We start from the raw sequence: 23,177 nt of genomic DNA on the forward strand, positions 1-23,177 counted from the left end.
GTGTGTGAGCCATCCGCGGCGCCTTGAATCCCTCGGGACGGCCTCGTCGCTACGGCCAGTTGCCGCCTTCCTCGAACGCCCTCGCCACCCGTTCGAGGGCGACGACGTACGCCGCCGTCCGGAAGTTCGGCACGTCGGTGCGCTCGAACGTCTCCACGAGGCGGTCGAACGCGTCCGTGACGACCCGTTCGAGTTCCTCGTTGACGCGCGCTTCGGTCCACAAGAACCGCTGCCGATTCTGCACCCACTCGAAGTACGACACCGTCACGCCGCCCGCGTTCGCGAGGATGTCGGGGACGACGTACACGTCGCGGTCGGTGAGCACGTCGTCGGCATCGGGCGTCAGTGGGCCGTTGGCTGCCTCGACGACCACGTCCGCCCGCACCTCGCGCGCAATCTCGGCGTCGACGGCATTCTCCAGCGCCGCCGGCACTAGCAGGTCCACGTCGGCCGTGAGGAGGGCCTCGTTGTCCAGTTCCTCGTCCGCGCCCGCGAACCCGCCGACCGCCCCCGTCTCGCGCTTGTGGTCGATGACCGCCGCCACGTCGAGTCCGTCGGCGGCGTAGACGCCGCCACGGGAGTCGCTGACGGCGACCACCGTCGCACCCGCCTCGTCGAGGAGGCGCGCGGCGATGGAGCCAGCGTTGCCGAACCCCTGGACGGCGACCGTCGCGCCTTCGATGCCCCCGCCGAGGTAGTTGAACACCTCGCGGGCGACGAGCATCGTCGACCGTCCGGTGGCCTCGACGCGGCCCGCGCTCCCGCCCGAGGACGGCGCTTTCCCGGTGACGACGCCGGGTTCGGTCGTCCGCTCCAGCGTCTCGTAGGTGTCCTTGAGCCAGTTCATCTCCCGTTGCCCCGTGTTCACGTCGGGTGCGGGGATGTCGCGGTCCTCGCCGATGAGCGGCCGGAGTTCGACGGCGAACGCCCGAGTGATGCGCTCGACTTCGCTCGCCGAGTAGTCGCGCGGGTCGAAGGCGATGCCTCCCTTCGCGCCGCCGTATGGAACGTCGACCACGGCGCACTTGTACACCATCCAGCCAGAGAGCGCCTTCACCTCGTCCGCGGTGACGTTCGGGTGGTAGCGGATGCCACCCTTGTACGGCCCGCGGTCACCGTTGAACTGCGAGCGATAGGCCCGAAACTGCTCCATCGAGCCGTCGTCCATCTCGACCGAGAGCGTCGCCGACAGCACGCGTTCCGGCCGCTTGAGCCGTTCTATCACCTCGTCGTCGATATCGGCGTAGGCGGCCGCATCGTCTATCTGTTCCTGGAGACTCTCGAACGGGTTGATATCCGCCATTCACGGTCGCTTCGCCCTCCGACCACACAGACCTTTCGCCGGACTACGCGAGGGCGAGGCCGATGGCGAAAACGTTCGCCGTCGCCGCGACGGTCCACGGGAACGCCAACCCGGCGGGAATCAGCGCGCGGTAGTCGTCGGGAACGACCGTCCACCCTGTGGCGGCGACGCCGACAGCGCCCGCCTTCAAGAGCGCCAACGCCGGCAGCGCGCCGAGTCGTCCGACCAGCCCCGCCGCGACGGGGTTGCTCTCGGTCAGGCCGAGTCGAAGTCCGTAGGTCGTGAGGAGGACGTCGGCGAGACAGGTCACGAGGACGATGCTCCAGAGCAACGACTCGTAGTCGGCGAGTCGCGTTACTGCGGCGTTGAGGCGCGCGCCGCCAACGGTGGTCGAGAAGAGCTGTCTCGTGTCGGTCGACATAGACGGAGAATGCACGCCAACCCCCGTGAGTATAGGCCGCTTACGGCGGTACAAAGAGTCGTTTCGGCGCGTACGGCTCGGCTTGAGACCGGCATATCATGGTGGTTTTCGGCTTTGTTGAAAACCCACCATATAGACGTTACGTTGAACCAGTCGCTGTAACTACACCTTACTCGAGATATTGACTGATGAGTTGTCCCGTCCCCCGTTCGAGCTGTGCAGAAAGCGATTCCTCACTCATATCCAGCACATCGGCCAGTTCTTGAATCGTCATATCCTCAGAGGGGGAATAATAGTCGTGTTCGTATGCAGCAACGCTCGTTTTGAGGGCTGCTAACCGTTCCCGAGCCTCGCTCGCTGTCAGTGGCTCGGTGTAGATTGGCGAACCAGGTTCTATGTGGCGGCCACCCTCAGTAAGTGGGCCTGCGTCCACGGGAGCGAAGCCAATATCTTTGATGAGGTCTGCAACGACCTTCTTCGCGTCCTCATCATCCCCCGCGAGAAACATCGCAAGTCGGTCATCTATATCGGCGTCTAGCCGCTGGCCATCTCGGAGAGTCTCCCAGTACGTCTCGTTGAATGCCTTGACGATTCGTGAGCCTTCGAGATGGTCTGCGACGGTATCCGTGTGTGTCTCGGCGAGGTCCATCAGTCCGTCACGTCCCGGATAGTAGTTCGACGCACTGATCACGATCTTCCCACGGAGATCTTCTACAGGTAGAGATTCATACGCACTGAAGGGGATTGCCTCCATGACGACGTCGCCGAATGCGGCAGCCTCAGAGACAGTTCCTGCTCGAGCGTTCGACCCAAGTTCGGCAACGAGGTCGGTGAGTGTTTCTGGCCCCCGGGAGTTACTGATCATGACTTCGTGCCCTGAATCAGTAAAGTGCTGAGCGGCTGTACCTCCGACATCACCTGCGCCAATAATTCCAATTTTCATCGACTGTGTCACGTTCAATTCGTACGAGCCATAGTGTGAAAAGGTACCAAGTTAGCACTGTGGTTGCTACTACCGACAGTGGAAGTGGCGAGGACTAAATCACCGATCCATCTTGGTTGAATCAGATTCAGAGACGTATCGGTCTCATCGGGGATCCACAGTTATGGACACTTACGACCGGAACGGGCATAACTACCAATTCCGTAGTGAGAGTATGAGCGAATCTGGCGTAAATCGGGAAGCAACACAGAGTGAAGGGGTCGACGAGAGTATGCTCTTTTCACTTCTCGGAAAGGCCCATACCTTGGCGATTCTCAACGAGTTCGTCACCAAAGACGAGCAGTCGATCCGTTTCGGCGAACTCCAAGACTCGCTCGAACTGTCGCCGAATACACTTTCTCGACGGCTCGACGAACTCGTCGGAGCTGGATTCCTCGAGCGAACACAGTATGACGAAATTCCGCCACGAGTGGAATACGAGGCAACTGAGATGGTAGACGACCTCGCACCCGTTTTTGAGGAATTGGAGACGTGGATGGAACGGTATGGGTCAGACCAACTGGAGTGCTTCTGAGACACAGTACGTCTCGAAGCCGTAGTTGGGTCTCGTTGTATTAATCCCGACCGCAGAACCTGCCACCGTTCGACAAATCCAACAGAGCCAGCGATGCTCTCAGTCCAACGTCGCTTCGAGACGGTCGATGAGCGACGGCGTCCCGAGATACACCGGCGTCCGCTGGTGGAGGTCAGTCGGGTCGACGTCGAGCACCGACCCCGTGCCGTCGGAACTCCGCCCGCCCGCACACTCGATGACGTAGCCGACGGGGTTACACTCGAACTGGAGTCTCAGTTTGCCCTCGGGCGCCGACTCCAGTTTCGGGTAGGCGAACACGCCGCCGTAGGTCAGCACCTGATTCACGTCGCCGATCATCGCGCCGCCGTAGCGGAGCTTGAGTTCGGATTCGACTTCGTCGACGTAGGCCGCCACGTCGTCGGGCCAGTCGGGGACGCGGCCGCCGAAGCCGTACACCGTCGGGTCGTCCGGCAGCGTGACGTCTTCGCGGAGCGGCGTCGCCTCGCCGTCCTCGACGAGGTACTCCGTGACGGAGCCCTCGTGGGCGAAGGCCATGGTCGTGATGGGCCCGTAGAGGACGTAGCCCGCGGCGACGAGGTCACGCCCGCTCGCGGGGAGCGTGGCGTCGTAGACGCCGACGATGGTCCCCATCACGTTGTTCGGCTTGAGGTTCGAGGAGCCGTCGAGCGGGTCGACTGCGACGGAGTACCCCGAGCCAACGTCGACGACGCCTTCGCGTTCCTCGCTGGCGTACGCGCCCACGCCGTCGATGGCGCCGAGTCGCTCTTCGAGCAGTTCGTCGGCGTACTCGTCGGCGGCCAAGCGTCGCTCGCCAGAGGGGTTCTCGGACCCGGCTTGCTCGCGGCGGCCGGGGAGGCCGGCCCGGATGTCGGGCGTGGCGGCGGCGATTGCGTCGCGGACGGCCGCGACGGTGTCGGCGTCGGACATCAGTCGTCGGCTTCGAGGGCCGCGTTGGCGTCGAGTGCCTCCTCGACGCTCGCGTCCTCGAAGATGATGGCTTCGAGGCCGTCGAGGATGGCCTCGGGGTTCTCACGCTGGAAGACGTTGCGCCCGACGGCGAGGCCGTCGGCACCGCCATCCATCGCCTCTCGAACCGTCGAGAGGAACGCCTCGTCGCTCGTTTTCGACCCGCCGCTCATGACGACTTTCGTGTTGCCCGCGTTCTCAACGGCCCACGACATCGCGTCCTCCGAACCGGGGTATTTCACCTTCGCGATGTCGGCGCCGAGTTCGAGGCCGAGACGGGACGCGTAGGCGATGGTGCTCGCGCTGGTGTCGTCTTTGAGTCCCTGACCGCGCGGATACGACCACATCACGACGCCCATGTCGTGGTCGCGGGCCGCCTCCTGTGCCTCGCGGAACTCCTCTGCCATCTCGACTTCGTGGTTCGAGCCACCGTAGAAGGTGAAGCCGATGGCGTCGGCGCCGAGTTCGGCGGCGTAGTCGACCGACCAGTTGACCGCGGAGTCGGGTTCGCCCATCCAGAGGTTGCTCGTGCCGTTCAGCTTCGCCAGCAGCGTCACGTCCTCCTCGTACTCCGGATAGTACGCCTCGGCGACGCCCTTCTGGACCGCGAGTGCGGTCACGGCGTCGTGAGTCGCGACGTCGAACACCGTCGCGGGGTCGGTCGTCTCCGGCACCGGGTCGAAGTCGACCGGCCCGTGTTCGAGGCCGTGGTCGTACGCGAGGATCAGTGCCTTGCCGTCACGGGTGATTGCGTCGTCAGCACCGGGAATCATGTATAGACGTTCCGGCGAAATCACACATAAAGCGTGTGGTCGCGGTCGGCCCGAGACAGTCACGAGCGTCGCTACCCTTACCACGGCCGGCCCCGCAAGGACGCACATGCGCAGCCTCGAACAAATCGACACCGTCGGCGTCGTCGGCGCGGGAACGATGGGGAGCGGTATCGCACAGGTGGCTGCTACCGCCGGCTACGACGTGGTGATGCGCGACATCGAAGACGACCTAATTGCGAGCGGATTCGACCGCATCGACGACAGTCTCTCACGGTTCGTCGAGAAAGAACAGCTCACTCGCGACGAGGCCGACGCGGCTGTCGACCGCATCACGGGCACGACCGACCTTGCGGACCTCGCGAGCTGTGACTACGTCATCGAGGCCGCCGTCGAGAACATGGACATCAAGCAGGACATCTTCACGGACCTCGACGAGGCCGTCGACGACGACGTGGTCCTCGCGACCAACACCTCGACGCTCTCGATTACGACCATCGCGTCCGCGACGGAGCGCCCCGAACTCGTCGTCGGCCTCCACTTCATGAACCCTGCGCCCATCATGGAGGGCCTCGAACTCGTCGTCGGCGAACGGACGAGTGAGGCTGTAGTCGACCTCTCGCACGCCCTCGCGGAGGACTTCGGCAAGACGACGTGGGAAGCCGACGACAAGCCGGGCTTCGTCGTCAACCGCGTGTTGATGCCGTGGATAAACGAGGGCATCCGCGCGTACGACGAGGGCGTCGCCGACAAGGCCGACATGGACGCGGGCCTGAAACTCGGGACGAACGTCCCGATGGGACCGCTCGAACTCGCCGACCACATCGGACTGGACGTCTGTCTCGACGCTAGCCAGACGCTTGCCGAGGAACTCGGCGACCGCTACAAGCCGCCCTACCTCCTCAAGCGAAAGGTCGACGCCGGCGACTTGGGTCGGAAGACGGGGCGTGGCTTCTACGAGTACGACTGACCGGTTCGGTCACTCCTCGATGTCGGTCCTCGGCCCGGCGTCGGTGACCACTCCGTCGTCACCCTCCGTGACGGCATCCACGTCGTCGGGCCCGTCGCTGCCGGTGTCGCCCTCCGCGACGCCGTCATCCTCGTCAGCGTCGCCACTCCCGGCGTCGTCCGGGACGAACCGCGAGGCGACCAGTCCGACGAGGATAGCGATAGCGGCGGGGGCACCCACGAAAAAGAGCAACACGACGAAGAGCCCGCCCCGTTCCCCCAGACCACCGTCGACGGGGAGGAACGGACTGAGTGCAATCACCGGCACGCACAGCAAGACGGCCGCGACGGCGTAGCCGCTTTTCGAGATAGCGTCCTGAACCGTCCGCCGGCGGACGAGATACGCGGTGGCGCCCAGCCACGCGACGATACCGAACGGGATTGCCATGCCACTCCCCGTGACAGCCCCCAAAACGACGGTGCCGACCACACCGACGACGAGTCCGCCGACGATACCGACGAGTGCGGTGAGCGTGTCGTCGACGACACTGTCGGGAGCCAACAGTCCATCGGCGTTCCCGCCGCCGGTGACGCCAGTCACCGCCTCGTCCACCGCGTCTCCGACCCGGCGGCCGTACGTCGAGAGCGTAGCGCCGACGCCGGACGAGGACTCCCGAGAAGCGGACCCCGGAGTCGTCGCCGTCTCGGTCTCCGCATCCATCTCTGCGCTGTCCCACACTCCGTCGCCGTCTGCGTCGGCCGCCGCCCGTTCCTCCGTGAGGTCGGTCGAACAGTGCATACAGTAGGTCGCAGTCCGGCCGATGGGCTCGCCGCAGTTCGGACAGCGCGGGTCCTCGGTGGTGTTACTCATGGTCGTTCCGGCCGTCGGTCACCGCTCTCGGCGTGCCACGCGGCAGCGTGATAGTTATTTCAGTGACACTACAACCCCTTCACCGTTACTGTGGGTGGCGCCGCGCGCGGCAGTAGCCGTCTCTCCGACCGCCGACCGATGCGATACCTCGATTCCGGGCCGTCTGCTCGGTGTCGACCCTCAATCCGGGTCGCTTTTGGCCGCGGCCACCCTGTTGGTAGCCGATGGAAGTCGCCATTCTCACCGTCGGTGACGAGGTACTGGCGGGCGATACGACGAACACGAACGCGACGTGGCTCGCGGGGCAGTTGAGCGACCGGGGCGTGCGAGTCGTCCGTATCCTCACCGTCCCCGACGACCACGCGGTGATTCGCGACACCGTGACCGAGTGGCGAGCGGCTTTCGACGCCGTCGTCATCACCGGCGGCCTCGGCGGCACGCACGACGACGTGACTGCCGACGCCGTCGCCGAGGCGTTCGGCCGCGACCTGACCGTCGACCCCTCGGTCCGAGAGGACGTCATCGAGACGGTGGCGGCCTACCGCGACCGCAACCCCGAGCTGGTCGAGGCCCACGACATCGACCTCGACGTGGACGCGTGGGCGTCGCTCCCCGAGGGGAGTCGCCCCCTCATCAACCCCGAGGGGCTCTGTCCCGGGTGTGTCATCGAGAACGTCTACGTCTTCCCCGGCGTGCCCGACGAGATGAAGGCGCTCTTCGAACTCGTCGCCGGCGAGTTCGGCGGCGACACCGTCTCGACGACGCTCTACACCCCCCAGCCCGAGGGGTCGATGGTCGACGCCCTCGCCGGCGTCCGCGAGCGCTTCGACGTGACGGTCGGCAGCTACCCCAACTCGGAGACGGCGAACCGCCTGAAGGTGACGGGGACGGACCCCGCTGCCGTCGCCGCCGCCGTCGACTGGCTCCGCGACCGCGTGGAAATCGTCGACGACTGACGGTCCCGTATCACGAGTGATTCTGCGAGCCGTGCGTTTAACCCCCCGCCGGCCGTCACGCCGGTAGATGATCGAGGTCGAGTCCCTCCGCAAGACCTACGGCGACTTTCCCGCCGTCGTCGGCAGTACGTTCAGCGTCGACCGCGGCGAGATTTTCGGCGTCGTCGGCCCGAACGGCGCGGGCAAGACGACGACGCTGAAGATGATCGCCGGCCTCGTCGACCCGACGAGCGGCACTGCGACCGTCGCGGGATTCGACGCCAGCGACCCCGAGATGCGGCACTCGCTGGGCTTTCTCCCCGAGGAGTCGCCGCTCTACGAGGACATGACCGCGCGGTCGTATCTGGACTTCTTCGCCGACCTCTACGACGTGCCCGACGCCGTCGCGACCGAGCGCATCGAAGACACGCTCGACCGACTGGAACTCGACCACCGCGACCGGCGCCTCGGCGACGTGTCGAAGGGGATGAAACGCAAGGTGGCCATCGCTCGCTCGCTGGTGAACGACCCCGACGTGTTGATATACGACGAACCCGCGAGCGGACTCGACCCGCTCACGACCAACTACGTCCTCGACTTCGTCCGCGAACTCCGCGACGCGGGCAAGACGGTTATTTTCAGCGCGCACAACCTCTATCACGTCGAGAGCGTCTGTGACCGAGTCGCCATCATGAACCGCGGCGAAATCGTCGCACGCGGGACCGTCCCCGAGATTCGCGACGAACACGGCACGACCGACTACCGCGTGTTCACGTCGGTCCCCCTCGACGACAGCAAGCAGGAGGGCGACCGCTACGTCGTCACCGTTGAGGACATGGACGCGGTCGAAGAGGTCCGCACGCGGGCCGCCGACAACGGCGGCGAAGTGGTCGATATCCGCACGCGCGAACCGAGCCTCGAAGACATCTTCCTCGACCTGGCGACGAACGCCGACGCCGACCCGCGGGGTGGGTCGTGAGCGGTCGGTCGGCCGTCGACCGCCTCCGCCAGTGGGGGCGTGCCGTCGCGCGCATCGCTCGCTGGGAGGCGAGTCGGAGCGCCGGCGTCGTCGACCGACAGACGGCGATACTCGGCCTCGTCGCCCTCCTCCTCGCCGGCGCCGTCGGCGGCGCGGCGCTCACGACGGGCGGTGTCGCCCTCGACCGCGACATCTACCGCGTCGGCGTCTCACCCGACAGCCCGTATCACGAAGTCGTCGAAGACAGTCCGGCGCTCGCGACACGCTCGCCCGACCTCGGTCGACTGGGCCGCGGAATCGACGTGGTCGTCCGCGACGGCCGGTTCTACGTCGCCGACTCGCAGAAGGCACGGGCCGCGCTCTCGACGCTTCGGGACGCAGTCCGCCGGCACAACCTCGACCTGATGGGTGCGGAGTCGAACCAGTCGGCGGCGTTCCCGGTAGTCGTCACCCTCACCTACGCCGAACAGGGCTCGATGACGCCGGACGGCGCGACGGTCGATAGCGGGACGGCGGGAGGGACCGACGGCGGCGACGGCGACAGCGGAGACGAAGGTGGCCTCTCCGGCGAGTCGGGCACCGGCCAAACGACGGACCAGACAGGGACGCCGACGGCCGGTGACGACGACGACGGGTCGCTCGGCGTTCCGGGCTTCGGCGCCATGGGCGGCTTGTTCGGCGGGAGCACCTCGGGGTCGCCCGCGGACATCTCCCCACCGTTCCCCTTCGGCGCACTCGTCCTCGCCTTCGTTTTCTTCATCCCCATGAACTTCGTCATCCAACCCTACGGGAGTAGCATCCTCAACGAGCGAATCAACCGCCGGGGCGAACTCCTCTTGGTTGCCCCCGTCTCGCCGACGGCCATCGTCGCGGGCAAGACCCTCCCCTACCTCGGCTTGCTCGTCGGCATCACCGCCGTCGTCGCCCTCGCCATCGGCGGCGGCGCAGTGAGCGTCGCCGCTGTCGCACCCATCGCGGCGCTGTATCTCGCCGCCACCTTCGTCGGCGGCATGTTCGCCCGGTCATTCAAGGAGCTCACCTTCGTCACCGTCTCCATCTCCGTCTTCCTCACCTCCTACGCGTTCGTCCCCGCCATCTTCACGAACGTCACGCCAATCGCGCTCATCTCGCCGCTGACGCTCGTCGTCCACGACCTGCAGGGGACGGCGATTACGGCGGGTGAGTACGCCTTCGCGACCGGTCCCTTCTACGTCGGGTCGCTGGTGTGTTTCCTCCTCGGCGTCGGCGTCTACCGCGAGGAGGACATGTTCACCCAACGCCCCGTGCCGCTGAAGTTCCTCGACGCGCTGAACAGTCGCATCCACCGACCGCGCTCGGTTGCCCTCCTCAGCGCGCTCTCCATCCCCTTCGTCTTCATCGCCGAACTCCTCGCCATCGCCGTCCTGTTCGTCCTGCCCGTCGACGTGTCGGTGCCGCTGTTGCTCGTCGTCGTCGCTGGCGTCGAAGAGGTGGCCAAGAGTGTCCACGTCTACGCGGGCTTTCGCGGGCCGTTCGCCGGCCGGCGCGACTGGCGAATGGCGTTCACGCTCGGGGCACTCTCCGGGTTCGGCTTCTTCGTCGGCGAGAAGTTCACCGCCATCGTCCAACTGGTCGGCCTCCCCTCGCTCACGCTCGGGCAGGCGGCGTTCACGCCGACCGGCGTCGTCGCGACGCCCGCGATGGGACTGGCGCTCCTCCTCGCGCCCCTCCTCTTGCACGCGGTGACGACGAGCATCGCGGCGCTGGGCGCGACGCGCAGTCGGCGGACGTATCTCGTCGCGCTGGTGCCAGCAATCGCCGTTCACGCGGCCTACAACCTCGTGGTGGTGAGCACCCTTGGGTGAGCCACGCCTGACGATTGCCCGGCGGGAACTCCAGACGCTCCGGTCCGAGAAGACCATCGTCCTCGCCTTGCTCATCCAACTCTTCATCGCCGCCTTCTCGTCGTTCCTCGTCGTCGGCCTCGTCTCGCTGTACGACCCCAGCGGCGTCGAGGGGTACGAGACAACGGTCGGTGTGACCGGCGACGCGAGGGCCGACCTCTTGGGCGTCGTCGACGAGCAAGCGGCGATGGACGGCGTCGGCTACGCCTCCCAATCGACGGCGCGGGCGGCGTTCGAACGCGGGGAGGTCGATGCCGTCCTCCTTGCGGACCGTCGGTCCGGGCGGGTGTTCGTGACGGCGCTGGCACCCGACGGGTCCGTGCGGACGACGGTGACCGTCGTGCAGTTGCGCGACGCGCTCTCGGCGTTCGAACGCGTCGAGCGCGACCAGCGGTCGAGCTACCTGTCGTCGACGACGCTCGACCTGCCGCCACAGTCGGGATCGACGCCCTACTACGGGTTCAGCTACACCGTGTTGCTCCCCTTGCTGTGCTTTCTGCCCGTCTTCATCAGCGGGTCCATCGCCGTCGACTCCGTGACCGAGGAGTTCGAACGCGGGACGCTCGAACTCCTGCGGGTCGCGCCCATCTCGACGGTCGACATCGTCGACGGCAAGGTGTGGGCGGCGGCGGCGCTCGCGCCCGCACAGGCCGGCCTGTGGCTCGCGCTCCTCGCGTTCAACGGGACGGCCGTCCGGCACCCGGTCGCGATACTGACCGTCGTCGCCGCGCTCTCCCTGCTGGTGGTGACACTCGGCGCGACGCTCGCCTTGCTTGCCCCCGACCGACGCGCGGCGCAGTTCCTCTACGCCGTCGGCGTCCTCGTCGCGTTCGGCGGGACGACGCTCCTCCCCGCGAATCCCATCAACTCCGTCGCGCGACTCGCCGTCGGCAGCGTCGGCCCGACGTACCCCGTGCTGGTCGTCGGCTACGTCGCCCTCGGCGTCGGCGCGTACGTCGTGCTTCGGCGGGCCGTCCCCCGCATCGGCATCGCGGACTGACGGCGCCCCGAAACACACTCAAGGCGCGCGGCGAACAGACGATGTATGGGATTCGGAAGCACGGCGAAGAAGCTCCAGCAGGTCACCGACATGGCCGAGGACGTGTACACCCGCCTGAACCAGCTCCGCGAGCAGGTCGCCGAGACGCGGGAGACGGTCGACGAGACGAAAGTCCGCATCGACCACATGGAAAACGAACTCGCCGAACAGCGAGCGCTCCTCGAAGCGCTCGCCGAAGAACACGACATCGACATCGACGCCGTCACCGCCGACGTGCACGTCGTCGACGCGGAAGAAGCGGCCGGCGAAGACGACGACGAATCGGCCTAACCGCGGAACTCGCGGTGCGCGACCATCAGACACCTATCTTGGACGACGACCAAGCCGGCGTCGCGGGCGCGGTCCGCCGCCGCGTCGTCGCGGATGCCCCGCTGTAACCAGAGACCCTCGACATCGTCGTGACGCTGGCGGCGCTTGACCGCGTCATCGACGATGGAACTCACCTCCTCGCTCGGGCGGAACACGTCTATCAGGTCGACGTCGTCGGCGACGTCTCCGAGGCTGTCCGGCGCCTCTCGGCCGAGCACCACGTCGCGGTTCGGATTGATCGGAATCACGTCGTAGCCTTGCTCCTGGAGGTAGGCGGGTACGTCGTGTGCGGCCTTGCCCGGCGTCCCCGAACAGCCGACGACGGCTATCGTCTCGGCGTCCAAGAGCGAGCGAATCTCCTCGTCGGTGGCGTCCATGGCGGCCGTACGCGTCCCCGGCGAATGAAAGGTGTGGCTCCTCGCGTCGTCCGGCGCCGCTCAGACGTCGGGCAGATTGGCGGTTGGTTCGCCGTCCTCGTGGGTTTCGATGACGCCGTCGAACAACTGCTTCAGGGTGTTCATCGTCTTGTCGTCGTGCGCGGAGGAGTCGATGGCGTAGAGGCCGAGGCCGTCGACGCTCTGGACGCGCCCGGTGAAGACGTGGAGGAATCGAAACACCGTCTGGAGGTCAGAATACATCAGGAGCGTCGACAGCGAGTCGAGGAAGACACGATTTCGCGTGACGCCGCGACGCTCGTAGAACTCCTCGAGCAGTTCGGAGAACTTGATCCCGACGCCGGTCATGTCGACCGGCGAGGAGGTGTACCGGACGTTCGCGTCGTCGCGCGCCTCGCTGACGCCTTGCTGTCGGGTGACGCAGTCGACGACGGCGACGGGGCGGTCGGTGTAGTCGACCCGGTCGTCGAACGCCTCGAAGACGCGCTTTGCGCCGTCGGTGTTGCTGACGACGATGGCACCCTCGCCGTTCTGGATGCCGGACGCTAGAATGTCGAACGCGAGCTGCTTCTTACCGGTGAGTGCGGGGCCCGAGATGAGCAGGTTCGTCCCCTCTTCAACCTCGGCCTCCAACGGCGGACCAAGATCATACATCACGAACCCTCACGGGAGCGAATTGACGGGGCAGAGCCTCGCCCTGCAAACGACACAACTCACCGGAGATCATGAGGTAGTAGGTACATATAGTGAGCCGGTAATATTCTTTTTGATTGCGTAGAATCGAGGGATGAGAGCCGGATAGACGGTGACCGTCCGCGAAATCCGGGTTTCTCCCGACCTACGTCCGAATCCTGATACGTGTGCTCGGCACACTCGTCCCGGCGGTGCAGTCGGAAAAATGCGATGAGAGGAGGTCAGGCGTACTTCGCGACGACGTTGAGGATTTCGTCGAGTTCGTCGCCGTCGAGCGAGTACCGCCCGTGAGCGAACACGGAGCGGAGTTCGTCGCGGTCCTCTGGGAGCAGGTCCACGATTTTGAACGCCGCTTCCTCGTCGACCTGTTCGAGGTTAAGGAGGTCCTCGACGAGTTCGCGCGACTCCTCGGCACCGAGGAAGGCGAACGTGTTGGCGTGCTCGATGGCCCGCGCGAGCTCGTAGCGCATCTCGCGGTCGGGGTCTGCGGCCCGCTCGGCTTCGACCTCGGCGAGGAGCTCTTTGACTTCGGAGACGGTGACGAACTCCTCGTCGAGCTTTTCTTTGAATATAGTCATCGCGCGACTACTGCTGGGCCTTGAGGTGGGCCGCGCGCGCGATGAGCGTCTTGTCCTTGCCGCCGTCGTTGATTTCGACCTTGAAGGCACGACCCTGCGTGCCGACGACGGTTCCGGTGTGCCCGTCGAAACGGGGGTGGAACCGACCTTCGGAGACGCTGGGGTCGATTTTGAGGTGGACTTTCTGACCGGTTTCGTACTCCTGAATCGCGCGCTGGGGCGGGGAGGCGCCGCGCTCTCGGGGGTCGTTCGAGAGCTTACCGCGCGTCCCCTTCAGCGGGCCATTTGAACTCGGCATTGTCGTGTGAGTGATTACTGCGGTGGCGATTATAAATGGTGCGTTACGCGTTAGATGCGACCGACGTTCTCGACGGAGACGCTTTCGACGCCGTCGACGCCCGAGAAAGACTCCTCGACGGCCTCGGTTCCACCGGCGTCGTCGGGAACGATGACCGTCGGCAGAAGCGCCACGAGGCCGAACGCGACTTCGTCACGCTCGAACCCGTTGATCTTCGCGCCCTCGGGGAGCGACGCCTCGAGCTTGTCCTGCAGGTCGTCGAGATCGATTTCGGGGCTCTGCGGCATGACCTTCATCTTGGCGGCGACCTTCCCCATCGTTACGGCCCCCTGAATCCGCAGTCCGGGCATTCGTAGAGGTTGCTCTGTTTGCGGCACTTCGCACAGCGGTAGATCTGCTGGCCGCAGTCCGGGCATTTGAACGCGGCGGCACTCATCCCGGTGATGTTAATGCCACAGGAGACACACTGGCGCTCCTGTTTTCCTTCCGTCTGGCTCATACGCTAATCAACCCGCCCGCGGCTTTTAATCGTTGTCTTTCGGGTTTCGTCGCCCTCAACGTCACCCCGCGACGATAGCCGGTGCGAGGACGGCCATGAGGTGAACCCGGCGCACGCCCAAGACCGGCGGAAGCAGGCCCACGACGGCCGCCAATGCGAACACCGCTAGCCCCATCCCACCGGCGAAGAGGTACGCGAGGACGACGAGTAACCCCCCAGTCACGAGCGAGACGCGAGTGTGGTCCAACCGGCCGACAGTGCGGAGATACGCGTCGCCGACAGAGACGACGAGCGCGAAGCCGACTGCCGACGCGAGACACGCCGTGGCAACGAGGACGCCCGTCGCGCCGGGGACGCCCGCGCGGTCCATCGCGACCATCACCCCGGTTCGCGGCGTCCCGAGCGCGAGGAGTGCGAACAGCGCGAAAATCGTGTTGGCGGTGTTCGCCCCACTCGACGCGACGAGGAAGCCGCGAGCGTCGGCCTCGCCCGGCACCGCCGGGAGGACGAGCACCGTCCCGACGGCCGCGGAGACGCCGGGGAGGTAGCCGACCAGCGCACCCGCGCCGGCGCCCGCCCCCGCCGTGCCCGCGAGTGTTCGCCGGTCGAGCGTCACCGTCGGGTCGGCCTGCGGCGGGATGCCCTCGCCGTCAAGCGCCTCGATTAACACCGGCGCGCCGAACAGGCCGGCGAACAGCGGCGCGAGGACGCCACCCGCGGCGATTGGCCCCGAGAGCGACAGGTCGAGGACGACCCACCCCAGTCCGGCGGCGACGCCGAGGACGCAGACGGCCGCGACCCGCCGCGGCCACGTCGACTCCGTAAACACGAGGACGAGGCCGACGACGACGAGGACGGCCGGCATGTGTCGGCGCAGCGTCGGATACGCGACTTCGACGGCCTGCGTGAGCGGAACGGCGACGACGAGCGCAGCGACGACGGCGAGGCCGCTTCCGAGCGCCGAGAGGCGCAGCGCCTCCAACCCGCGCCCGTCGAGGACGAGCCGATGCCCCGGAAGCGTGACCGCCGCCGTGGCCGGGTCCGGGACGCCGAGGGCGAGCGCCGGCACGATGTCGAGAAACGTGTGGACGACGCCCGCCGCGAGCATCGCCGCGCCGAGTGCGACGGTCGGCCCCGGCAACGCGGGGACGAACGCGGCGAGGACGAGCGCGAAGTTGTTTGCGTGCAGGCCGGGCGTCAGTCCGCTACAGGTGCCGAGCGCGATGCCGAAGCAGGCGTAGCCGAGCGTCGTCACGCCGACTGGAGCAGTGACGAGGAACTCGGGGGCCATCCCGGGGAGGTGGCGGCGCCACCGCTCTTGAAGGTACGCGTCGCTGGCGACGTAGCGCCCGAAAAAATCGGATTGGTCGGGTGACCGAGTTAGCCGAAGAGTTCGCCGAGGCCCTCGCCGCTGGCCTCTTCGTCCTCTTCCTCTTCGTCGCCACCTTCGTCGGCCTCGTCGCCACCTTCGTCGGCCTCGTCGCCACCTTCGTCGTCGTCATCGTCGCTGCTGGAGGAGCCACCGGCAGCGGCGCCACCTGCGGCGGGCGCGGCGGCGGCCGTGTCGATGGCCTCCTCGATGTCGACGTCCTCGAGGGCGGCGACCAGCGCCTTGACGCGGGACTGCTCCACGTCGACACCGGCGGATTCGAGGACCGCGGTTACGTTGTCTTCGTTGATCTCTTCGCCAGTCTCGTTCAGGATGAGTGCTGCGTAAACGTATTCCATTGTCGTGTATCTCCGTTGTTAGTCGAACATTGCACCGAGGCCTTCGCCAGCGTCGCCACCGTCGTCATCGTCGTCGTCGGTGTCGGCGTCGGCGTCCGCTTCGTCCTCGGTGTCGTCCGTCTCTGCTTCGTCGCTCGATTCCTCAGTGTCCGCTTCCTCGGTCGCTGCGGGCGCTTCGACGCCGCGCAGTTCCTCAGGAAGCGCTTCCTCGTCGTCGATCTGTGCCGCGAGTGCGCGGACCTGTCCGTCAGCCTTCGACACGAGGTCCGGCATCAGCTCGGGGTCCTCGATAGCGGCGAAGAGACCGACCGACTTGGCCTGCCCGGCCGCCTTGGCCAGGAGGGCGCCCACCGTCTGGGTGGTCGGGTACTCCGCGTTGATCGAGAGGTTCCGGGCCGCGGCGGCCGCGGACTCGATGTCGGCGCGGTACTCGTCCACGTCGATGGCGAGTTCCTCGGGTTCGAACAGGACGCCCTCGGAGTAGACCGAGCGCAGGTCGAGCCCGACTTCCTTCGGCTCGATACCGAGTTCGCCGAGGACGTTCGCGAGTTCGTCGCTGACCTCCTCGCCGGCTTCGAGCACCGTCGAGTCGGCGGTCACCTGAATCGACCCGTCCATGATGCGCGCTTCCGCGCCCACCTGCTGGAGCTCGCCCACGAACGGACCGGGGTCGACGCCGGTGTCGCCCTCGGGAATCACGATGTCGTTGGGGGCGATTTCGCCCGCGTTGATGGGTGCGGGCGTCTTCGAGGCTTCCAGCTGCTGGAAGAGTCCGAACGGGTTGTCGTCGGTTCCGATCAGCGCCACCTGCCCGTTGATGTTCTCAGCGAGCTGCTCGTGGCCCTCGCCGACCTCTTCGAGCGCTCGGCGGACGAGCGTGTTACGGCTCATCCGGACTTCGGCGCTGCCGTGGAGGTCACGGCGCATGTTCTGGAGCTGGCGACTCGGAATGCCAGCGACGCCGACGACGCCGACGCTGCTGTAGGAGTCGATGAAGTCGACAAGTTCGTCGACCTCCTCCTGTTTCCACTGGGGAATCGTCTCGGTCTTGCGCACCGCTTCGCTCTCGCTCATGCGGGCACCTCCACGGACGGACCCATGGTCGTCTTGACGTAGATCGCGTCGATGTTGAGCGGCCCCTTCTCGAGAGCGGCTTCGAGACGACGGACGATCACGTCGATGTTGTCGGCGATTTCTTCGTCGTCCATGTCCTCCGCGCCGACGCGCGTGTGGAACGTGCGTCGGTCACGGCTTCGGAGCTGGACGGTGTTTTTCATTCGGCTCACCGTCTCGACGACGTCGTCGTCGGGCTGCAGCGGCGTCGGCATCTTACCGCGCGGCCCGAGGACGGTCCCGAGATAGCGACCGATGTCCTGCATCATCGACGCTTCCGCGACGAAGAAGTCTGTTTCGTCGGCGAGATCCTTCGCGGCGTCGTCGTCGTCCCCGAGCTCTTCGAGCTCGTCAGGGTCGAGGACTTCGTCCGCGACGTCTTCCGCACGAAGTGCGGTCTCACCAGTAGCAAAGACGACGATCTGTGTCTCCTGACCGGTTCCGGCCGGCAGGACGACACTCTCGTCGACACGATTCGACGGGTCGTTGAGATCGAGATCACGCAGATTCACGGCGAGGTCGACCGTCTCGCGGAAGTTCCGCGGCGGGGCCTCGTCGAGGGCGTGATTTACTGCTTCCTCTATTGTATCTGCCATCTTTCACCTCCGTAGTACGCTAAATGCTCCTACGGGTCAGTGAAACAGGCGGTGGCCTGTCTCACCGGAAAGTGGGGGAAGCCGGACTTAAACCCGTCGAAGCACCGACGGTGATACTGCCGATGCGACCCGTCTCAGGCCGACGTCGCCGCGTGCGTCCGGCAGACGTGAACGTCGTCGGGGACGGTCAGCCACACCCCGTCACCCACGGCGAGTGGCCGGTCCGTGAACACTTCGACAGTCGTCTCGTCGACGGCGACGGTCACGCGGTTGGTGGCGTCCTCGCGGACGATACGCTCGACAGTACCTCGAACGTCGCCGTCGTCGCCGAGCGTAATCGATTCCGGTCGGATAGCGACGACACCGCCGCCCGAATCGACTGCCTCGCGGATCGACGGAGCGTCGTCGAGGTCGACGACGTTCGACCCGGTGAAGCGAGCGACTAACGGCGAGTCGGGGCGCTCGAAGACGTCTTCGGGCGTGCCGACCTGCACGACTTGCCCATCGTTCATCACGGCGATACGGTCGGCGAGCGCGCGGGCAGTCGTCCGGTTGTGCGTGACGTAGACGGCAGTCACGTCGGAGAGCACGTCCGCCAAGTCGTCGCGGAGCGCCTGCCGCGTCGGTACGTCGAGGGCCGCGAGCGGTTCGTCCAGCAGCATGACCTCTGGCCGGACTGCCAGCGCCCGCGCCAGCGCCACTCGTTGTTGTTCGCCACCCGAGAGCGTGGGCGGGTAGCGGTTCGTCAGCCCTCCGACGCCGAGTTCGTCAAGCAACGTGTCGGGGTCACGGATGTCGTCGTGGTACTTCCGACCGAAGGCGACGTTCTCGCGCACGGTCATGTGCGGGAAGAGCGCGTAATCCTGGAAGACGAAGCCGAAGTCACGCTTCTCGGGCGGTGTGCCACTCACGCGCTGGCCGTCGAGGGTCACGAGGCCGTCGTGGGAGTGGAACCCGGCGACTGTCTCCAGCAAGAGCGTTTTCCCGCTCCCACTGGGACCGAGGATGACCAGACTCTCGCCGCGCTCGACTTCGAACGCGGCGTCGACGTGGAACGGCTCCGCTCCGTCGGCGTCGAACGTCGCCGACACGTCCGCGTGAAAGCTCATACGACACCTCCGGTGGTCGAACTGCCGCTCGTGAGGTGTCGGATGAGGAGGAAGATGACCGCCGACACGGCCAGCAGGATGAACGCGACGGCGCCACTCTCAGCGAGTCCTCCCTGCAGGTACGTCCCATAGACGAACACGGGTGCGTGCTGGGCGGTCACCTCACCCCCGGCCGGCGGGTAGAAGAAGGAGACGGAGTAGGCGACGACGGCGACGGCGCCGAACTCGGAGACAGCCCGCGCCCACGCGAGGACACCCCCAGTGACGATTCCGCGGACCGCCAGAGGCGCCGTCACTCGGCGGAACGTGTCCCACCGACTCGCCCCGTGAATGCGCGAGGCATATTCGAGACGGTCATCGATGGATTCGAAGGCCTCTCGCGTCGCGTTGACGGCGTAGGGCGCGCTCACGAACGTCATCGCCAGAATCATGCCTATCATGCTCCCGAGGACGGAGACGTTCGGGAACGCACCACCCGAACCGAAGCCAAAGAGGATGATGATGCCCGCGACGCTGTGGGGCACGACCAGCGGCAGGTCGACCAGACTCTCGACCAACTGCTGGCCAGCGAAGCCCTCAGCGAACAGATAGGCGAGCGGGATGCCGAAAATCAGGCTGGCGAGCGCGGCGAGAAACGGCCCGTAGATGCCGAGATAGAGCATCCGATGCACGTCTGGGTTGAACGCCTTCTCGACGACGATAGCCGGCTGTTGTCTGGCGACGAATAGGAACAGTGGGAGTCCGAGCGCGACCATCAACACGCTCCCCAGCGTCGCCGCGGCGACGATGAAGGAGTCCCGGTGGAGTACGTACGCCGTAACCGCCGTACTGGCAATCATGAAGAACGCGTACCACGTTGGCCGGCCGACGGCGTACGCCCCCACGAACGCGAGCGCTTGCACCGCGATAAACGCCACTGCGAGCGACACCCGCCCAAAACTAATCTCAGAAAATCGTGTTTCAGTACCTGCAGCCATTACTATCGTTATTCCCAGTTGGGAATATAGATGTGTCGGTGCTGGGCGTTACAGCTCGAGCGGGCCGAGACTGCTCTGAGCGGAGGCGACGTCCATGACTCGCTGTGGCACGGCGTCCTGCCCGCTCTGGGGGACGACGATAGGCTCAACTGGCACCAGACCCATGTCCTCGAGAATCGTCCGGCCAGCGTCGCTTGCGAAGTATTCGATCCACGCCGCACCCGCTTCGGGGTTTTCCGCGACGTTCGGCACCGTCATCCCGTAGGCGATGGGAGCGCCGGTGAACGTCCCGCTGCTGGTTTCGACCTCTGCTTTTGCGTAGTGTTCGGCGTACTCGCTGGTCGCCTTCGAGAGGTCGACCTGCGGCTGGAGGTCGATGAAGGGCATGTCCGCCGTACTGGAGATAGACTGGTAGTAGAACGCGTAGTCGAGCGCGCCGGACTCGAGCTGCCCCTTGAGCTTGGTTTCGGTTCCCGTCGGCACCGTCGAGTTCTCTCGAATCTTCTGATAGGTCGAGTCGTCGTAGAGTGCCTCTCCCTGGAACTCCTCTTTCCCGAGTTGTTGAGTCATCACCGCGCGGTAGCCACCGGGGTCGACCGCCGGGTCGGCGTGGCCGACGGTGACGTCGTCACGCGAGAGAATCTCCCACCAGTTGTCCTTCGAAATCTCGTCCGCACCCGGCGAGTCCTCGCGGTACTGAATCGACATCGAGTTCGTCACGAAGATGGAGTACCAGTCGCCGTAGTCGGGGACGATTCGGTCACGGATGAGCCGGAAGTCGGAGGTTCCGAGCACGTCCGCCGAGCGTCCCTGCTGGGTGATTTTCTGGGTCGATGCGACCGAACCCTTCGGCTCGCGGTTCACGTCGACGCCGTACTCCTCCTCGAAGGTCGGTTCGGCCTCACTAAACGCCGCCGCGAGACTGCCGGCGTGGAAGATAGTCATCGAGCCGCTGACGCCCGAGGACCCGCCCGAGCCACCGTCACTATCCGAGCCACCATCACTATCCGAGCCACCGTCACCGCCTGAACCACCTTCGCCGCCCGAGCCGCCACCAGAACAGCCGGCCAGACCAGCGATACCTGCCGCACCGAGGCCCTTCAGAACGTTACGACGCGAGCGACCGTTGACCACCTGCTTCCAGTGTTCCTTCTGTTCTCGTTGTTTCATTGGTAGCACAACGGCGTTATTTTTTATCCGACATAATGTCTTCGGAGTCAGGGCGGGCGACGGTCGGAGGCACGTCACTGCCGAGAATCGGCCGTACTGGGCAGACCAGCCGGTGGGTGGCGACGAGTCCAGTCTTTTGGTCTCGGCGGTAAGGCCTTTGACGCCTCGAGCCGTACACCACCCATGGATTTCTCGACCGAGTTCGACGCCCGAATCGGTCAGGGTGACGTGACACTCACCGCGCGGGACGTGACGCTGTTGCGGGCCATCGACGACCACGGTTCTATCAACGCGGCGGCGACGGCGCTGGAGCGGTCCTACTCTCGAGCGCAACAGCGCATCGTGGAACTGGAAGACACCTTCGGCGACCTCGTGACGCGCGAACGCGGCGGGTCGGGCGGCGGCGGCAGTCGTCTGACGGCCGAGGCGCGTGACCTCCTCGCGCGTTACGACCGACTCCGTGCGGAGTTCAGCGGGGTCGCCGAGACGGCAGAGACCGCCCTCGACGGGCGGGTCGTCGACCGAGAGGGCGAACTCGCAACCGTCGAGACGGACGCGGGAACCGTTCGGGCACTCGTCCCCGGCGACACGGACGGCGAGGTTCGCCTCACCATCCGCGCCGACGCCGTGACGCTCCAGTCGCCGTCCCAGTCCCCCGACTCGGAGCGGACCAGCGCTCGCAATCGCCTGGCTGGGGTAGTCCAAAGTATCGACGCCGGCGAGTCCGTCGCTCTCGTCACAGTCGACGTCGGCAGCGTGACGCTCTCGGCGCTGGTGACCGACACCAGCGTGGAGAAACTGGACCTCCAGCCCGGAACCGAAGTCGTCGCCTCGCTCAAGGCGACGGCGACGCGGGGTATCCCCGTCGGCGGCGAGTAGGCCACACCTTCGCCGGTTCCGGCAGGTGTATCGCCGCCGCGCCCCAACGGAAATTCGTGTCAGCTGATCTGTTTACACCGCTGGAGCTTCGTGGCACCGAGATACCGAATCGCGTCATGGTTTCCCCGATGTGTCAGTACTCCTGCGAGGGCCGCGACGGCCTGGCGACCGACTGGCATCACACCCATCTCGCCAGTCGCGCTGTCGGCGGCGCCGGCCTCGTCATGACCGAGGCGACGGCCGTCGAGCCACGCGGCCGCATCACCCCGCACGACCTCGGTATCTGGAGCGACGACCACACCGACGCCCTCGCCGACATCACAGCCTCGATTCGCGAGCAAGGCAGCGTCCCCGGCATCCAACTCGCCCACGCCGGCCGGAAGGCCTCCAAGACCCGCCCGTGGGAGGGCAGCGACCCCATCACGGACGACGATGGCTGGGAGACGATTGCCCCCAGTGCGACCCCGTGGCCCTACGAGGAGGAGACGGTCCCGACTCGCGAGATGACGAGCGACGACATCGACGACCTGATAGATTCCTTCCGGGCCGCCGCGGAACGCGCCCACGAGGCAGGCTTCCGCGTCGCCGAGATTCACGCCGCCCACGGCTACCTCCTCCACGAGTTCCTCTCGCCCGTCACCAACCAGCGAGACGACGAGTACGGCGGCAGCTTCCGGAATCGAACCCGTCTGCTCCGAGAAATCACGACCGAAATCCGCGACGTGTGGCCCGACGACGACCCTCTGTTCGTCCGCATCTCCGCGACCGACTGGCTCCCCGACCGCGAATCGTGGGACGTGTCCCAGTCCGTCCGCCTGGCCGACGACCTCGCCTCCCTCGGCGTCGACCTCATCGACGTGAGCGCGGGCGGCATCCACCCCGACCAGCAGATTCCGTCGACCGGCCCGGGCTATCAGGAACGCTACGCGCGCCGCGTCAAACAGGACTCGGACGAAGACGTCGCCGTCGGCGCCGTCGGCGGCATCACCACGGCCGAACAGGCCGACGCCCTCGTCCGCAACGAGCGAGCCGACCTCGCCATCGTCGGGCGCGAACACTTGCGCGACCCCTACTTCGCCCTCCACGCCGCACAGGAACTCGACCGCCTCGACGACGTCGAGGTGCCGGTCCAGTACCACCGCGCGTTCTAACCGACCGT

The 23,177-nt window shown here is 66.1% G+C and carries 28 protein-coding genes; 9 read left to right on the forward strand and 19 right to left on the reverse strand.

Features of this window, described 5'->3' with window-relative positions; genetic code table 11:
- Nucleotides 1–49: 49 nt before the first annotated feature.
- The 3 genes from BLU18_RS01775 to BLU18_RS01785 form a co-directional block, all read right to left on the reverse strand.
- Nucleotides 50–1,303, reverse strand: a complete 1,254-nt coding sequence (locus tag BLU18_RS01775; RefSeq protein ID WP_092630547.1) for a Glu/Leu/Phe/Val family dehydrogenase — start codon at nucleotides 1,301–1,303, stop codon at nucleotides 50–52.
- A gap of 43 nt (nucleotides 1,304–1,346) precedes the next feature.
- Nucleotides 1,347–1,724, reverse strand: coding sequence for a DUF5658 family protein (locus tag BLU18_RS01780; RefSeq protein ID WP_092630550.1), 378 nt, complete (start codon nucleotides 1,722–1,724; stop codon nucleotides 1,347–1,349).
- Nucleotides 1,725–1,893: 169 nt separating this feature from the next.
- A complete protein-coding gene (locus BLU18_RS01785) occupies nucleotides 1,894–2,679 on the reverse strand; it encodes an NADPH-dependent F420 reductase (RefSeq protein WP_245697850.1) in 786 nt (261 codons plus the stop codon).
- 202 nt (nucleotides 2,680–2,881) lie between these two features.
- Between BLU18_RS01785 and BLU18_RS01790 the strand changes: the two genes are divergently transcribed.
- A complete protein-coding gene (locus BLU18_RS01790; protein WP_092633571.1) occupies nucleotides 2,882–3,241 on the forward strand; it encodes a winged helix-turn-helix transcriptional regulator in 360 nt (119 codons plus the stop codon).
- Nucleotides 3,242–3,340: 99 nt separating this feature from the next.
- Here the strand turns inward: BLU18_RS01790 and BLU18_RS01795 are convergent, their stop codons facing one another.
- Both BLU18_RS01795 and BLU18_RS01800 read right to left on the reverse strand, forming a co-directional pair.
- Nucleotides 3,341–4,189 (reverse strand): class 1 fructose-bisphosphatase, encoded by an 849-nt coding sequence (locus tag BLU18_RS01795; protein ID WP_092630553.1) that lies wholly within the window; start codon nucleotides 4,187–4,189, stop codon nucleotides 3,341–3,343.
- A complete protein-coding gene (locus tag BLU18_RS01800; protein ID WP_092630556.1) occupies nucleotides 4,189–5,001 on the reverse strand; it encodes a class I fructose-bisphosphate aldolase in 813 nt (270 codons plus the stop codon). Before BLU18_RS01800 ends, BLU18_RS01795 begins: the two co-directional genes overlap by 1 nt.
- 106 nt (nucleotides 5,002–5,107) lie before the next feature.
- On the opposite strand from BLU18_RS01800, the gene BLU18_RS01805 reads away from it, so the two are divergent.
- Nucleotides 5,108–5,968 carry a 3-hydroxyacyl-CoA dehydrogenase family protein gene (locus BLU18_RS01805; RefSeq protein ID WP_092630559.1) on the forward strand — a complete coding sequence of 287 codons (861 nt, stop codon included), beginning with the start codon at nucleotides 5,108–5,110 and terminating at the stop codon, nucleotides 5,966–5,968.
- A 9-nt stretch (nucleotides 5,969–5,977) separates the two neighbouring features.
- Here the strand turns inward: BLU18_RS01805 and BLU18_RS01810 are convergent, their stop codons facing one another.
- Nucleotides 5,978–6,817 (reverse strand): zinc-ribbon domain-containing protein, encoded by an 840-nt coding sequence (locus BLU18_RS01810; protein ID WP_092630563.1) that lies wholly within the window; start codon nucleotides 6,815–6,817, stop codon nucleotides 5,978–5,980.
- Between the two features lie 224 nt (nucleotides 6,818–7,041).
- Here BLU18_RS01810 and BLU18_RS01815 point away from each other — a divergent pair, with 224 nt between their 5' ends.
- From BLU18_RS01815 to BLU18_RS01835, 5 genes are all read left to right on the forward strand, one after another.
- Nucleotides 7,042–7,773 (forward strand): competence/damage-inducible protein A, encoded by a 732-nt coding sequence (locus BLU18_RS01815; protein WP_092630566.1) that lies wholly within the window; start codon nucleotides 7,042–7,044, stop codon nucleotides 7,771–7,773.
- Nucleotides 7,774–7,840: 67 nt separating this feature from the next.
- Nucleotides 7,841–8,731 carry an ABC transporter ATP-binding protein gene (locus tag BLU18_RS01820; protein WP_092630569.1) on the forward strand — a complete coding sequence of 297 codons (891 nt, stop codon included), beginning with the start codon at nucleotides 7,841–7,843 and terminating at the stop codon, nucleotides 8,729–8,731.
- Entirely contained in the window at nucleotides 8,728–10,575 is a 1,848-nt protein-coding gene (locus BLU18_RS01825; protein WP_092630571.1) for an ABC transporter permease family protein, read from the forward strand. The genes BLU18_RS01820 and BLU18_RS01825 overlap by 4 nt, the downstream gene beginning before the upstream one ends.
- Entirely contained in the window at nucleotides 10,568–11,614 is a 1,047-nt protein-coding gene (locus BLU18_RS01830; RefSeq protein ID WP_092630574.1) for an ABC transporter permease, read from the forward strand. Before BLU18_RS01825 ends, BLU18_RS01830 begins: the two co-directional genes overlap by 8 nt.
- A 45-nt stretch (nucleotides 11,615–11,659) precedes the next feature.
- Nucleotides 11,660–11,944: a DUF5798 family protein gene (locus BLU18_RS01835; RefSeq protein WP_092630577.1), complete on the forward strand. Its 285-nt coding sequence runs from the start codon at nucleotides 11,660–11,662 to the stop codon at nucleotides 11,942–11,944.
- Here BLU18_RS01835 and BLU18_RS01840 read toward each other — a convergent pair.
- The 13 genes from BLU18_RS01840 to BLU18_RS01900 form a co-directional block, all read right to left on the reverse strand.
- Nucleotides 11,941–12,360, reverse strand: a complete 420-nt coding sequence (locus BLU18_RS01840) for a CoA-binding protein (RefSeq protein WP_092630580.1) — start codon at nucleotides 12,358–12,360, stop codon at nucleotides 11,941–11,943. The two genes, BLU18_RS01835 and BLU18_RS01840, sit on opposite strands and share 4 nt — an antisense overlap.
- A 60-nt stretch (nucleotides 12,361–12,420) precedes the next feature.
- Nucleotides 12,421–13,032, reverse strand: a complete 612-nt coding sequence (locus tag BLU18_RS01845; protein ID WP_092630583.1) for an RAD55 family ATPase — start codon at nucleotides 13,030–13,032, stop codon at nucleotides 12,421–12,423.
- A gap of 260 nt (nucleotides 13,033–13,292) precedes the next feature.
- Nucleotides 13,293–13,649 carry an RNA polymerase Rpb4 family protein gene (locus BLU18_RS01850; protein ID WP_092630586.1) on the reverse strand — a complete coding sequence of 119 codons (357 nt, stop codon included), beginning with the start codon at nucleotides 13,647–13,649 and terminating at the stop codon, nucleotides 13,293–13,295.
- Between the two features lie 7 nt (nucleotides 13,650–13,656).
- Nucleotides 13,657–13,947, reverse strand: a complete 291-nt coding sequence (locus BLU18_RS01855) for a 50S ribosomal protein L21e (protein ID WP_092630589.1) — start codon at nucleotides 13,945–13,947, stop codon at nucleotides 13,657–13,659.
- Nucleotides 13,948–13,997: 50 nt separating this feature from the next.
- Nucleotides 13,998–14,264, reverse strand: a complete 267-nt coding sequence (locus BLU18_RS01860; protein WP_092630592.1) for an elongation factor 1-beta — start codon at nucleotides 14,262–14,264, stop codon at nucleotides 13,998–14,000.
- Nucleotides 14,265–14,266: 2 nt separating this feature from the next.
- Nucleotides 14,267–14,446 (reverse strand): HVO_2753 family zinc finger protein, encoded by a 180-nt coding sequence (locus BLU18_RS01865; protein WP_092630595.1) that lies wholly within the window; start codon nucleotides 14,444–14,446, stop codon nucleotides 14,267–14,269.
- A 61-nt stretch (nucleotides 14,447–14,507) separates the two neighbouring features.
- On the reverse strand, nucleotides 14,508–15,737 hold the full coding sequence (locus BLU18_RS01870) for a tripartite tricarboxylate transporter permease (protein WP_092630598.1): 1,230 nt from the start codon (nucleotides 15,735–15,737) through the stop codon (nucleotides 14,508–14,510).
- Nucleotides 15,738–15,826: 89 nt separating this feature from the next.
- Nucleotides 15,827–16,174, reverse strand: a complete 348-nt coding sequence (gene rpl12p, locus BLU18_RS01875) for a 50S ribosomal protein P1 (RefSeq protein ID WP_092630601.1) — start codon at nucleotides 16,172–16,174, stop codon at nucleotides 15,827–15,829.
- A gap of 18 nt (nucleotides 16,175–16,192) precedes the next feature.
- Nucleotides 16,193–17,248, reverse strand: coding sequence for a 50S ribosomal protein L10 (locus BLU18_RS01880; protein ID WP_092630605.1), 1,056 nt, complete (start codon nucleotides 17,246–17,248; stop codon nucleotides 16,193–16,195).
- Nucleotides 17,245–17,883 (reverse strand): 50S ribosomal protein L1, encoded by a 639-nt coding sequence (locus BLU18_RS01885; RefSeq protein WP_092630608.1) that lies wholly within the window; start codon nucleotides 17,881–17,883, stop codon nucleotides 17,245–17,247. Before BLU18_RS01885 ends, BLU18_RS01880 begins: the two co-directional genes overlap by 4 nt.
- Before the next feature lie 134 nt (nucleotides 17,884–18,017).
- Nucleotides 18,018–18,992 (reverse strand): ABC transporter ATP-binding protein, encoded by a 975-nt coding sequence (locus BLU18_RS01890; protein WP_092630611.1) that lies wholly within the window; start codon nucleotides 18,990–18,992, stop codon nucleotides 18,018–18,020.
- Nucleotides 18,989–19,909 carry an ABC transporter permease gene (locus tag BLU18_RS01895; RefSeq protein WP_245697852.1) on the reverse strand — a complete coding sequence of 307 codons (921 nt, stop codon included), beginning with the start codon at nucleotides 19,907–19,909 and terminating at the stop codon, nucleotides 18,989–18,991. Before BLU18_RS01895 ends, BLU18_RS01890 begins: the two co-directional genes overlap by 4 nt.
- Nucleotides 19,910–20,017: 108 nt before the next feature.
- Nucleotides 20,018–21,139, reverse strand: coding sequence for an extracellular solute-binding protein (locus BLU18_RS01900; RefSeq protein WP_092630617.1), 1,122 nt, complete (start codon nucleotides 21,137–21,139; stop codon nucleotides 20,018–20,020).
- Between the two features lie 183 nt (nucleotides 21,140–21,322).
- On the opposite strand from BLU18_RS01900, the gene BLU18_RS01905 reads away from it, so the two are divergent.
- Together BLU18_RS01905 and BLU18_RS01910 are read left to right on the forward strand one after the other, a co-directional pair.
- Nucleotides 21,323–22,018: a TOBE domain-containing protein gene (locus BLU18_RS01905; RefSeq protein ID WP_092630620.1), complete on the forward strand. Its 696-nt coding sequence runs from the start codon at nucleotides 21,323–21,325 to the stop codon at nucleotides 22,016–22,018.
- Nucleotides 22,019–22,074: 56 nt separating this feature from the next.
- Nucleotides 22,075–23,169, forward strand: coding sequence for an NADH:flavin oxidoreductase/NADH oxidase (locus tag BLU18_RS01910; RefSeq protein ID WP_092630623.1), 1,095 nt, complete (start codon nucleotides 22,075–22,077; stop codon nucleotides 23,167–23,169).
- Nucleotides 23,170–23,177: the final 8 nt, after the last annotated feature.

The organism is Haloplanus vescus, assembly GCF_900107665.1.
Lineage (GTDB): Archaea > Halobacteriota > Halobacteria > Halobacteriales > Haloferacaceae > Haloplanus > Haloplanus vescus.